Below are 12,266 nucleotides of genomic sequence, written 5' to 3'. Positions count from 1 at the left end.
ACCCCTCCCCGCCGCCGTGTCTGGCCTCCGCCATCGCCTGGGCCGTCCGGGGGCCGCCCCCCCCCTGGCGCTCCCGCCGGCTGTCCCTGTCGCGCGGCCGACGGCGTCGCGCGGGCTGCCCAGGCATCGACCAACTGTCGAATGTTATCGATAACACCGGCCCGGTGTGGGGCCGCGAGGTGAGCCCGTCGTCCGCCGGGGCGCTCGCCGGTGCGCCATCGCGCCGGCCGGTGGCCGGGCTGCGGGTCTGATCAACGGGGCGCGACGCTCCGGTGATGTTATCGCCAACATCATTCCGGCTCGGTCCCGCGTTGCCGGCTGGCGGGTGGCTCGTGGTGGGAGGTGCGATACCTGTCGCCCCGCCGACCGAGCGGCGTCCGGTCGGCGTCGGGTTCGTTCGGCACCCCCCGTCCCGAGTGCCCGTTCGGCGGAAGACATCGGATTCGCGTGCTTTGTGGGGGTCCGCCGACGACGCGCCCGAGTCGGTCCGGCTTCCCCGTTCCGTTACGGAGCTGTTGCGCCTGGATGTCTTGACGAGGCTGGATGTGAGCGTTAACACTATCCCCGTTAACGGTGGAGGTGAACATGAACCGTGTGGACGGAGCTGACGACCGCTACGTCGTCGGTGTCGACTTCGGCACCCTGTCCGGGCGAGCTCTGGTGGTCCGTGTCGGCGATGGTGCCGAGCTGGGGACCGCGGTGCACGAGTACGGCGACGGTGTGATCAGCACGGCACTTCCGGGAGGCCGAGCGCTGCCCCCGGACTGGGCTCTGCAGAACCCGGACGACTACCGCGAGGTGCTGCGTCGCGCCGTCCCGGCGGCGGTGTCCGCCGCGGGGGTGGATCCCGCCGCGGTGGTCGGCATCGGCATCGACTTCACCGCCTGCACGGTGCTGCCCACGCTTGCCGACGGCACCCCACTGTGTGAGACGCCCGAGTTGCGCGACCGGCCGCACGCCTGGGTCAAGCTGTGGAAGCACCACGCCGCGCAGCCGCACGCCGACCGGATCAACGCGCTGGCCCACGAGCGGGCCGAGCCGTGGATCGGCCGCTACGGCGGCAAGATCTCCGCCGAGTGGCAGTACGCCAAGGGCCTGCAGATCCTTGAGGAGGATCCCGAGGTCTACGACCGGGCCGAGCGCTTCGTCGAGGCGGCCGACTGGATCGTCTGGCAGCTCTGCGGCACCGAGACCCGTAACGTCTGCACCGCCGGATACAAGGGCATCCTCCAGGACGGCAAGTACCCGTCCGAGAGCTTCCTGACCGCGCTCAACCCCGACTTCGGCGACTTCGTGACCAAGCTTGACGGTCCGTTGCTGCCGCTCGGCGCGCGGGCCGGCGCGCTCACCGCCCAGGCCGCCGCCTGGACCGGCCTGCCGGAGGGGATCGCGGTGGCCGTCGGCAACGTCGACGCGCACGTCACCGCGGCGTCCGCGCAGGCGGTGGAGCCCGGTCGGCTCGTCGCGATCATGGGCACCTCGACCTGCCACGTCGTCAACGGCGCGCAGGTCGCCGAGGTGGCCGGGATGTGCGGTGTCGTGGACGGCGGCATCAGCCCCGGCGCGTGGGGTTACGAGGCCGGGCAGAGCGGTGTCGGCGACATCTTCGGCTGGTTCGTCAAGCACGCCGCCCCGGCCGGCATCGACTCGCACGAACAGCTCACCGAGCTGGCCGCGAGCCAGCCGGTCGGCGGGCACGGGCTGATCGCGCTCGACTGGTGGAACGGCAACCGCTCGCTGCTCGTCAACCACGACCTCAGCGGGATGATCGTCGGAATGACCCTGGCCACCCGGCCGCAGGACATCTACCGGGCGCTGCTGGAGTCGACCGCCTTCGGCACGCGCATGATCATCGAGGCGTTCGTCGACGCCGGTGTGGCAGTGAACGACCTGGTGATCGCCGGTGGCCTCACCAACAACGCGCTGCTGATGCAGATCTACGCCGACGTGACCCGGCGACCGCTGAACATCATCGCGTCCGCGCAGGGGCCGGCGCTCGGGTCGGCGATCCATGCCGCCGTCGCCGCCGGTGAGTTCCCGTCGATCCACGAAGCGTCGCAGGCGATGGGCCGGGTGCACGAGGCGGTCTACCGTCCGGACCCGGACCGGGCGCGCGCCTACGACGCCCTCTACGCGGAGTACCGGACGCTGCACGACCACTTCGGACGCGGCGGCAACGACGTCATGCTCCGCCTGCGGGCGATCCGTAACGCGGCTGTCGAGACCGCCGCGACCACGCAGGAGGCCGCGCTGGAGGTGGTCGCGTGACCGCACTCAGCGAGCTGCGCGAGACGGTTGCCCGCCTGCACGCCGAACTCACCCGGTACCACCTGGTCGCCTGGACGGCCGGCAACGTCTCCGCCCGGGTGCCCGGCCGCAACCTCATGGTGATCAAGCCGAGCGGCGTGGGCTACGACGAGCTGACGGCGGACACGATGGTGGTATGTGACCTCGACGGTGTCCTCGTGGAGGGCGAGTTCGCCCCGTCCAGCGACACCGCCGCCCACGCGTACGTCTACCGGTCCATGCCCGAGGTCGGTGGGGTCGTGCACACCCACAGCTCGTACGCCACCGCCTGGGCGGCGCGGGGGGAGTCGATCCCCTGCTATCTCACCGCCCAGGCCGACGAGTTCGGTGGGGAGATCCCGGTGGGTCCGTTCGCCCTGATCGGCGGCGACGACATCGGCAAGGGCATCGTCAGCACGCTCGCCGGCCACCGCTCACCAGCGGTGCTGATGCGCAATCACGGTGTCTTCACCATCGGCCGTGACGCCCGCGCGGCGGTCAAGGCCGCGGTGATGTGTGAGGACGTGGCTCGTACCGCGCACCTGGCCCGCGCACTCGGGCAGCCGGTGCCGATCGCGCCGGCCGACATCGACGCCCTTCATGACCGCTACCAGAACGTCTACGGTCAACAACCAGTCCCACCGGCGGGTTCCTGACCCTCTGCGGCCACCTCCGACCCGCCGGTCTGCACCACCCCGAAGTAGCAGCACGCAACACCCGCGTACGCCGCTCCTTGCACATCGGCGGTTGGCGCGGTTCCCCACCACACCGAGCCAAGGAGATTCGATGCGAAAGATGCGAATGCACTCCGCTCCGTGGCGCGCTGCCACGGTTCTCGCCAGTGTGCTGCTCGTCGGCAGCATGGCGGCCTGCGGCAACAGCGACACCGGCGGCGGCGACGCCAAGGACGACGGCAAGATCACGATGGGCTTCTCGCAGGTCGGCGCGGAGAGCGGTTGGCGTACCGCGAACACCACCTCGATCAAGGAGTCGGCCGCCGAGGCCGGCATCGAGCTGAAGTTCGACGACGCGCAGCAGAAGCAGGAAAACCAGATCAAGGCGATCCGCAACTACATCCAGCAGAAGGTGGACGTCATCGCCTTCTCGCCGGTGGTGGAATCCGGTTGGGACACCGTCCTCAAGGAGGCCAAGGACGCCGGCATCCCGGTCATCCTGACCGACCGCTCGGTCGACTCGGCGGACAAGAGCCTGTACAAGACGTTCCTCGGCTCGGACTTCGTCAAGGAGGGCCGGCTCGCCGGTGAGTGGCTGGTCGAGCAGAAGAAGTCCGCCACCGGTCCGGTGAACATCGTCGAGCTGCAGGGCAACACCGGTGCGGCGCCGGCGAACGACCGCAAGAAGGGCTTCGGCGAGGCGATCGCCGCCAACCCGAACCTGAAGATCATCGCCTCCCAGCCGGGTGACTTCACCCGCGCCGGTGGCAAGCAGGTGATGGAGCAGTTCCTCAAGGCCAACCCGAAGATCGACGTGCTGTTCGCGCACAACGACGACATGGGTCTGGGCGCGCTCGAGGCGATCACCGCCGCCGGCAAGACGCCGGGCAAGGACATCACCATCATCACTGTCGACGCCGTCAAGGATGGGATGCAGGCCCTCGCCGACGGGAAGTTCAACTTCATCGCGGAGTGCAGCCCGCTGCTCGGCCCGCAGCTGATGGACCTGGCCAAGAAGGTCCACGCGGGTGAGACGGTGCCGGCTCGGATCGAGACCCAGGAGACCACCTTCACCCAGGAGCAGGCCAAGGAGGCTCTGCCCAACCGCAAGTACTGATCGACGTCGGGGGGCCGCCGCGCTCGCGTGGCGGCCCCGCCTCGTCGCCCCATAAACCCGAACGGACCGGGCATGACCCGCGATGACCCGCGCCACGCCCGCCCGAGCCGCCCGCAGGGGCGGCCGGGCGGGCGCGGTGGGAGCGCAGCGGCCCTTCCGCGTCGACAACCCCCAGAAGAGGTCTGATGGGATGACGGATAGCCGTCCGGTCCTGACGATGACCGGGATCAGCAAGTCCTTTCCCGGGGTGCGCGCACTCCACGACGTCAACTTCCGGCTTTTTCCCGGCGAGGTGCACGCCCTGATGGGCGAGAACGGCGCCGGCAAGTCGACACTCATCAAGGTGCTGACCGGCGTCTACGACACCGACGACGGCGCCGTCACGCTGGACGGCGAGCCGGTGTCCTTCAGCGGGCCGATGCAGGCGACCGCGGCCGGCGTGAGCACCGTGTTCCAGGAGGTCAACCTCTGCACCAACCTCTCGGTGGCGGAGAACATCTTCATCGGCCGGGAGCCCCGGCTGCTGGGCGCCGTCCGCTGGGGTGAGGTGCGCCGGCGCGCCCGGGCCCTGTTGGCCCGCCTCGACCTCGACCTCGACGTCAGCGCGCCGCTCGGCTCGTACTCGCTGGCGATCCAGCAGATGGTCGCCATCGCCCGCGCGATCGACATCAAGGCCCGGGTGCTGATCCTGGACGAGCCGACGTCCAGCCTCGACGCCGGCGAGGTGGCGCAGTTGTTCCGCATCATGCGGCAACTGCGCGACGAGGGCATCGCGATCCTGTTCGTGACGCACTTCCTCGACCAGGTCTACGAGATCGCGGACCGCATCACCGTGCTGCGCAACGGTGGGCTCGTCGGCGAGTACCTGACCGCCGAGCTGCCCCAGCTCTCCCTCGTCGAGAAGATGATCGGCAAGGAACTCGACGTGCTCGAGGGCATCGAGGAGCACTCCCGGCGGGACCTGGCCGCGCTGGAGGAGGGCACCCCCCTGGTGGCGGTGTCGAACTTCGGTCGCTCGGGCGCGGTCGAGCCGTTCAGCCTCACCATCCACGCCGGCGAGGTGGTGGGCCTGGCCGGCCTGCTGGGCTCGGGGCGTACCGAAGTCGCGCGGTTGTTGTTCGGCGCCGACAAAACCGACGGCGGTCAGGTGGCCATCGACGGCACGTCCAGCAGCCTGCGGACCCCCGCGCAGGCCATCGACCACGGCGTCGGCTTCTGCTCGGAGAACCGCCGGGCGGAAGGCATCGTCGCCGACCTGTCGGTCCGCGAGAACATGATCCTCGCCATGCAGGCGGCCCGCGGCTGGCTGCGACCCATTCCGCGTCGTCGTCAGGACGAGCTTGTCGACAAGTACGTCAAGGCGCTCAACATCCGGCCCGCGGACCCGGAGGTGCCGGTCCGCAACCTCTCCGGTGGCAACCAGCAGAAGGTTCTCCTGGCCCGGTGGTTGATTACCGAGCCTCGACTGTTGATCCTCGACGAGCCGACCCGGGGCATCGACATCGGCGCGAAGACCGAGATCCAGAAACTCGTGACGCAGCTCTCCGACGGTGGCATGGCGGTGCTGTTCATCTCCGCCGAGTTGGAGGAGGTGCTGCGGCTCAGTCACAAGGTGGCGGTGATGCGGGACCGGCAGATGGTCGCGCAGCTCGCGAACGACGACAGCCTCGACGCCGACCGCATCATGCAGACCATCGCGAGTGGATCCCACCGCGAGGAGGCAGACCGATGAACGACACAATGAGCCGCTACCGGACGGTCACCGGTCACCGGCTGTTCTGGCCCGCCGCCGTGCTGATCGTGATGCTCGCCGCGAACACGATCTACCGGCCCGGGTTCCTGTCCATCGAGCTGAAGGACGGGCACCTGTACGGCACGCCGATCGACATCCTGCGGCTGAGCGCACCGTTGATCCTTGTCGCGCTGGGGATGACCCTTGTCATCTCCACCGGCGGCATCGACCTGTCGGTCGGCTCACTCTGCGCGATCAGCGGCGCGATCGCCTGCATGTACATCAGCAAGCAGCCCGACCAGAACAGCCTCGGCGTGGTGCTGACCGCCCTCGCGTTGGCGCTCGGCGTCTCGCTCGTGCTCGGCGCCTGGAACGGCGTGCTGGTGGCCGTGATCGGCATCCAGCCGATCATCGCCACCCTGATCCTGATGGTGGCCGGCCGGGGCCTCGCCCAGCTGATCACCGAGGGCCAGATCATCACCATCAACTCCGAGCCGTACCGGGCGATCGGGCTGGGTCACGCGCTGACCCTGCCGCTTGCCATCTTCATCGCCCTCGCCGCGGCCCTGCTCGTGGCCGCGTTCACCCGCCGCACCGCGCTCGGCATGATCGTCGAGTCGGTGGGCGGTAACGCGGTGGCGAGTCGCCTCGCCGGCATCCGGTCCGGCCGGGTCATCTTCCTCGTGTACGTGATCAGCGCCGCGTGCGCCGCGATCGCCGGGTTCATGATGACGGCGAACGTCTCCAGTGCCGACGGTAACGCCGCCGGCCTCTGGGTGGAGTTGGACGCCATTCTCGCGGTGGTCATCGGTGGCACGTCCCTCGCGGGCGGTCGGTTCTTCCTCAGCGGCACCATCATCGGTGCGCTGATCATCCAGACCCTGACCACCACGGTGTACGCCATGGACATCTCGCCGCAGACCGCGCTGCTGTTCAAGGCGGTCGTCGTGATCGCCGTCTGCCTCATCCAGGCACCGGCCTTCCGGGCCCGGTTCACCCGCCGCAGGCGCAGCGCGTCACCGGCCGCCGCCATCGCCGACAAGCCGAAGGAGCAGGTGCCGGCATGACCACTGGAACGCTTACCGCCGGTCGTAACCGGTTCCGGCTGCCGAGGAAGCAGATCCCGGTCCTGGCGACGCTCGCCCTGCTGCTGGTGATGTACGGCATCGGGGTGTCGCAGTACACGGCGTTCTCCAACGTGCAGGTCATCTTCAACGTCTTCATCGACAACGGCTTCCTGCTCGTGGTCGCGATCGGGATGACCTTCGTGATCCTCACCGGCGGCATCGACCTGTCGGTCGGTTCCGTCGTGGCGATGACGGCGATGGTGTCGGCCTGGCTCCTGCAGGAGGGCCTGCCCGCGGCGCTGGTGCTCGTGATCGCCCTGCTCATCGGCCCGACCCTCGGCCTGCTGATGGGCTGCGCCATCCACTTCTTCGAGATCCAGCCGTTCATCGTCACGCTCGCCGGGATGTTCTTCGCCCGGGGCATGTGCACGTTGATCTCCGGCTCGTCCATTCCGATCACCGACGGGTTCTGGACCAGGATGTCGCAGGAGCGCATCGGCGATCCCCGGGGCAACTTCGTCTCGATAAGCGTGCTCATCGCGTTCGTCGTGCTCGCCATCGCCGCGTACGTGCTGGCCTACACCCGGCTGGGCCGCAACGTGTACGCCATCGGCGGCAACCCCCAGTCGGCCCTGCTGATGGGCCTGCCGGTGGGGCGGACCCGCATCGCCGTCTACACGATCAGCGGCCTGTGCTCCGCGATCGGTGGGATCCTGCTGTCCTTCTACACCCTCTCCGGTGCGCCACTGATCGCCGTCGGCATGGAGCTCGACGTCATCGCCGCCGTCGTCATCGGTGGCACCGTGCTCACCGGGGGCGCGGGTTACGTCTTCGGAACGGTGCTGGGCGTGCTGGTCCTGGGCGTGATCCAGACCCTCATCACCTTCGATGGGAGCCTCAACTCCTGGTGGACCAAGATCGTGATCGGCGGCCTGCTCTTCGCGTTCATCCTCCTCCAGCGCCTCATCGGAATCCGTTACAAGTGACAGTTCCTCTCGCGGAAGGCAACCCCATGGCACCACACACCGAACCCGAGATCTGGTTCCTCACCGGCAGCCAAGGCATGTACGGCGAGGAGACGCTCCGGCAGGTCGCCGAGCAGTCTCGCCAGATCGCGGCCGCGCTCGACGACTCGCCGCAGATTCCCGCCCGGGTGGTCTGGAAGCCCGTCCTGACCAACAGCGGTGAGATCCTGCAGGTCTGTCGGGAGGCCGCCGCCCAGGGTGCCGTCGGGGTCATCGCCTGGATGCACACCTTCTCGCCGGCGAAGATGTGGATTTCCGGTCTGGACGCGTTGCAGACGCCGCTGCTGCACCTGCACACGCAGGCGAACGTCGTGCTGCCGTGGAACGACATCGACATGGACTTCATGAACCTGAACCAGGCCGCCCACGGCGACCGTGAGTTCGGGTACATCCAGACCCGCCTCGGCGTGGCCCGCAAGACGGTGGCCGGGCACGTCAGCGACCCGCGGGTGTCGGCCCGGGTCGGGGCGTGGGCCCGCGCCGCGATCGGCTGGTCGGCGATGCGGTCGCTGCGGCTGGCCCGCTTCGGCGACAACATGCGCGACGTGGCGGTGACCGAGGGCGACAAGGTCGAGGCGGAGCTGCGGTTCGGGGTGTCGGTGAACACCTACGGCGTCAACGACCTGGTCGAGGTGGTCGGCCAGGTCACCGACGCGCAGGTGAACGAGCTGGTCAAGGAGTACGAGGCCACCTACCGGATCGTCGGTGACCTGCTGTCCGGGGGCGAGCGGCACGACTCCCTGCGGTACGCGGCCCGCCTGGAGTTGGGCATGCGCGCGTTCCTGGACGCGGGCGGGTTCCGGGCCTTCACCACCAACTTCGAGGACCTCGGCGGCCTGCGTCAGCTGCCGGGCATCGCGGTGCAGCGGCTGATGGCCGACGGCTACGGCTTCGGTGGCGAGGGCGACTGGAAGACCTCGGTCCTGGTGCACACGCTCAAGGCGATGTCGGTGGGCGTGGACGGCGGCACGTCGTTCATGGAGGACTACACCTACGACCTCACGCCGGGCAACGAGTTGGTGCTGGGCGCCCACATGCTGGAGGTCTGCCCGACGATCGCCGCCGACGTGCCCAACGTGGAGATCCACCCGTTGAGCATCGGTGGCCGGGAGGACCCGGTCCGGCTGGTGTTCGACGCCGCACCCGGTCCGGCGGTGGTGCTCGGGCTCTCCGACATGGGGGAGCGTTTCCGGCTGGTGGCCAACGAGATCGACGTGGTGGCCCCGCCGCAGCCGTTGCGCCGGTTGCCGGTGGCCCGTGCCGTCTGGCGTCCGCGCCCCGACCTGCCGGTCTCGGCCGAGGCGTGGATCACCGCAGGCGCCCCGCACCACACAGTGCTGTCGCAGGCGGTGGGGGTGGAGGAGCTGCACGACCTGGCGGAGATGAGTCGCACCGAGCTGGTCGTCATCGACGCCGACACGGAGCCCCGCCGCTTCGCCGACGAGCTCCGCTGGAACCAGGCCTACTACCGGCTGGCTCGCGGCTTCTGAGCGACGCCCTCGCCGCGATCGGACACATCGGGTGGTCCATCCCTGCCTGCGGGCGGGGGTGGGCCACCCGTTCGCGTCTACGCCAGCAGGGCCACGAGGCGGTTGTGTTACGCCTTGACTAACAGCATGTTATCGCTCACAGTCTATAGCCAAGATGGTCGATGTCGTTGGCTGGTCCGGCCGCGTGCGCGTCCTACCCGGCGGTTTCGGCACCTCGTCACCGCGACGGTCGGGCGATCGGTGTTAGCGATCACATGGCCGGGCCTGGCCAGCTCGGTGCCCCGCCCGGTGCCGCGGACGCCGGCCCAGACCGCACGGTTCGCGTCAGCAGAGGAGGATCATGCTTTCCATCGGTCGGGTTCCCCGGGGTGCGCCACGACGGCGCGGGTGGCTGTCGAGACTCGCCGTCGCCGCTATGGTGCTTGTGGTCGGTGGCGCGGCCGCGGCGGTGGCCGCGGCGCCCGCGTCAGCGGCAACTGTCGACACCAGCGCCTGGTACGTGTTGGTGAACCGCAACAGTGGCAAGGCGGTGGACGTCTACAACCTGGCCACGAATGACGGCGCCCGGATCACCCAGTGGACGCGCAACAACGGCAACCAGCAGCAGTGGCAGTTCGTCGACTCCGGCGGCGGCTACTACCGGCTCAAGTCGAGGTTGTCGGGCAAGGTGCTCGACGTCTCCGGCTTCTCCACCGCCAACGGCGGGGCGATCGTGCAGTGGACCGACAACAACAGCACCAACCAGCAGTTCCGGTTGACCGACTCGGACAGCGGCTACGTCCGGCTGACCAACCGCAACAGCAACAAGGTGATGGAGGTGCAGAGCGCCTCGACCGCCGACGGCGGCAACATCGTCCAGTACGACGACTGGAACGGCACCAACCAGCAGTGGCAACTGGTCCGCGTCGATGGTGGCAGCAACCCCACCACGCCGCCCCCCACCACCACGCCACCGCCGTCGAACGGCACGTACACGAACCCGGTGGTCTGGCAGGACTTCGCCGACGTCGACATCATCCGGGTGGACAACGCCTACTACATGTCGGCCTCCACCATGCACTACTCACCGGGTGCGCCGGTACTGCGCTCGTACGACCTGGTGAACTGGGAGTACGCCGGGCACTCCGTGCCCCGGCTCGACTTCGGTTCGAAGTACGACATGAGCGGCGGCAACGCGTACGTCGACGGGATCTGGGCGTCGACGTTGAACTACCGCCCGAGCAACAGGACGTACTACTGGGCCGGCTGCATCGACTTCGCGCAGACCCACATCTACACCGCGTCCGCCGTCGACGGCACCTGGAGCAAGCACACCACCATCCCCAACTGCTACTACGACGCCGGGATGCTGATCGACGACAACGACACCATGTACGTGGCGTACGGCAACGGCACGATCAGCGTCGCGCAGCTGTCCGCCGACGGGAAGTCCCAGGTCCGCGCCCAGCAGGTGTACCAGACGCCGTCCAGCATCGGGACGCTTGAGGGTGCGCGCTTCTACAAGCGCAACGGCGCCTACTACATCTGGCTCACCCGCCCGGCCAACGGCCAGTACGTGCTGAAGTCGACGAACGGCCCGTTCGGCCCGTACGAGCAGCGGCAGGTGCTGCTCAACCTGCCCGGCCCGATCTCCGGTGGCGGCGTGCCGCACCAGGGTGGGCTGGTGCAGACCCAGAACGGCGACTGGTACTACATGTCCTTCGTCGACGCGTACCCCGGCGGTCGGATGCCGGCGATGGCCCCGATCACCTGGACCGGCGACGGCTGGCCCGTGCTGCAGACGGTCAACGGCACGTGGGGCACCACGTACCCGAAGCCGAACCTGCCCGCGCCGCCGCGAGCGGTCAAGCCGCTCACCGGCACCGACACGTTCGCCGGCACCACCCTAGGACCGCAGTGGGAGTGGAACCACAACCCCGACAACAGCAAGTGGTCGGTGAACAACGGGCTGAACCTGCAGACCGCCACCGTCACCGGCGACCTGTACAAGGCGCGCAACACGCTCACCCACCGGATCCAGGGCCCCACCTCGACGGCCACCATCGAGTTGGACTACTCCACGATGCGCGACGGTGACCGCACCGGCCTGGCGGTGTTGCGCAACTCGTCAGCGTGGATCGGGATCCGGCGGGACAACGGGTCCACCCGTCTGGTCATGCAGAACGGGCTCACGATGGACGGCAGTTGGAACACCACGAGCACCGGCAGCGAGGTGGCCAGCACCGCCGTCTCCGGTGGCCGGATCTGGTTGCGCGCCAACGCCGACATCAGACCGGGATCCGGCCGACAGGCTCGCTTCTCGTACAGCACGGACGGGGTCAACTTCACCTCGTTCGGCAATGCCCTGACCCTGGCGAACAACTGGCAGTTCTTCATGGGTTACCGGTTCGCCATCTTCAACCACGCAACGCAGGCGCTCGGCGGCGCGGTCACGGTCCGCCGATTCGACCTGACCACGCCGTGACGCCCGTCACACGGCTGTCGGTTTGACAGGTGGCGTCGACGAGCGTCTGCCCGCCCGGCACGCGCAGTCGGCGCCACCACGTCAGGCTCCCGGTTGGCCTGCTCCACGCTCTGTCCAGGAGCGTGGAGCAGGTTTGCGTGCCAGCGCAGTCGGCGGCCGCACGCCGGTCGGCCGCATACCGGGCGTGGGAAAAGCGTTGTGCGGCTTCGGCACGTTCCACAGTCCGGCCACCGCGGTGGCGTATTCGAAGCGGTTGCTGGCGTAGACTGACGGCGATTCAGCGCTGGTCACCTGGGATTCAGCACCGGCGTGGTGGCTGAGCCAGGGGGATCGGGCCGGGCCGCTCCAGTCGACGTCGACGGGCCGCGGGCCGGAGACGTAGCGGGGAGAGTGAAATGGCCGTCCACGGTC

The 12,266-nt window shown here is 68.8% G+C and carries 8 protein-coding genes; all 8 read left to right on the top strand.

Features of this window, described 5'->3' with window-relative positions; genetic code table 11:
- Window positions 1-585 precede the first annotated feature (585 nt).
- The 8 genes from araB (at window position 586) to AB0B85_RS06980 (ending at window position 11,855) form a co-directional block, all read left to right on the top strand.
- Window positions 586-2,268, top strand: coding sequence for a ribulokinase (araB, locus tag AB0B85_RS07015; RefSeq protein WP_357404427.1), 1,683 nt, complete (start codon window positions 586-588; stop codon window positions 2,266-2,268).
- Entirely contained in the window at window positions 2,265-2,942 is a 678-nt protein-coding gene (locus AB0B85_RS07010; RefSeq protein ID WP_357404425.1) for an L-ribulose-5-phosphate 4-epimerase, read from the top strand. The genes araB and AB0B85_RS07010 overlap by 4 nt, the downstream gene beginning before the upstream one ends.
- Before the next feature lie 130 nt (window positions 2,943-3,072).
- The gene (locus AB0B85_RS07005) at window positions 3,073-4,077 is read left to right on the top strand and encodes an ABC transporter substrate-binding protein (RefSeq protein WP_357404423.1); all 1,005 of its coding nucleotides are present in this window, start codon (window positions 3,073-3,075) and stop codon (window positions 4,075-4,077) included.
- 190 nt (window positions 4,078-4,267) lie between these two features.
- Window positions 4,268-5,809 carry a sugar ABC transporter ATP-binding protein gene (locus AB0B85_RS07000; RefSeq protein ID WP_357404420.1) on the top strand — a complete coding sequence of 514 codons (1,542 nt, stop codon included), beginning with the start codon at window positions 4,268-4,270 and terminating at the stop codon, window positions 5,807-5,809.
- Window positions 5,806-6,876, top strand: a complete 1,071-nt coding sequence (locus tag AB0B85_RS06995) for an ABC transporter permease (RefSeq protein WP_357404418.1) — start codon at window positions 5,806-5,808, stop codon at window positions 6,874-6,876. Before AB0B85_RS07000 ends, AB0B85_RS06995 begins: the two co-directional genes overlap by 4 nt.
- Complete coding sequence (gene yjfF, locus AB0B85_RS06990; protein ID WP_357404416.1) at window positions 6,873-7,862, top strand: galactofuranose ABC transporter, permease protein YjfF; 990 nt, start codon at window positions 6,873-6,875, stop codon at window positions 7,860-7,862. Before AB0B85_RS06995 ends, yjfF begins: the two co-directional genes overlap by 4 nt.
- Before the next feature lie 26 nt (window positions 7,863-7,888).
- Window positions 7,889-9,391: an L-arabinose isomerase gene (araA, locus tag AB0B85_RS06985; RefSeq protein ID WP_357404414.1), complete on the top strand. Its 1,503-nt coding sequence runs from the start codon at window positions 7,889-7,891 to the stop codon at window positions 9,389-9,391.
- Between the two features lie 340 nt (window positions 9,392-9,731).
- Window positions 9,732-11,855, top strand: a complete 2,124-nt coding sequence (locus AB0B85_RS06980) for a family 43 glycosylhydrolase (protein WP_357404412.1) — start codon at window positions 9,732-9,734, stop codon at window positions 11,853-11,855.
- The last annotated feature ends 411 nt before the right edge of the window (window positions 11,856-12,266 follow it).

This window comes from Micromonospora sp. NPDC049044, from assembly GCF_040649215.1.
Classification (GTDB): Bacteria; Actinomycetota; Actinomycetes; order Mycobacteriales; family Micromonosporaceae; genus Micromonospora.
Note: the sequence above shows the minus strand (reverse complement) of the source record. Positions and strands in the feature narration are given on the sequence as shown.

Bases quoted from the DNA above. Each gene is read 5' to 3' on its own strand.
- araB (WP_357404427.1), top strand. From the start codon at position 586: ATGAACCGTGTGGACGGAGCTGACGACCGCTACGTCGTCGGTGTCGAC.
- AB0B85_RS06995 (WP_357404418.1), top strand. From the start codon at position 5,806: ATGAACGACACAATGAGCCGCTACCGGACGGTCACCGGTCACCGGCTG.
- araA (WP_357404414.1), top strand. From the start codon at position 7,889: ATGGCACCACACACCGAACCCGAGATCTGGTTCCTCACCGGCAGCCAA.
- AB0B85_RS07000 (WP_357404420.1), top strand. From the start codon at position 4,268: ATGACGGATAGCCGTCCGGTCCTGACGATGACCGGGATCAGCAAGTCC.
- yjfF (WP_357404416.1), top strand. From the start codon at position 6,873: ATGACCACTGGAACGCTTACCGCCGGTCGTAACCGGTTCCGGCTGCCG.
- AB0B85_RS07005 (WP_357404423.1), top strand. From the start codon at position 3,073: ATGCGAAAGATGCGAATGCACTCCGCTCCGTGGCGCGCTGCCACGGTT.
- AB0B85_RS06980 (WP_357404412.1), top strand. From the start codon at position 9,732: ATGCTTTCCATCGGTCGGGTTCCCCGGGGTGCGCCACGACGGCGCGGG.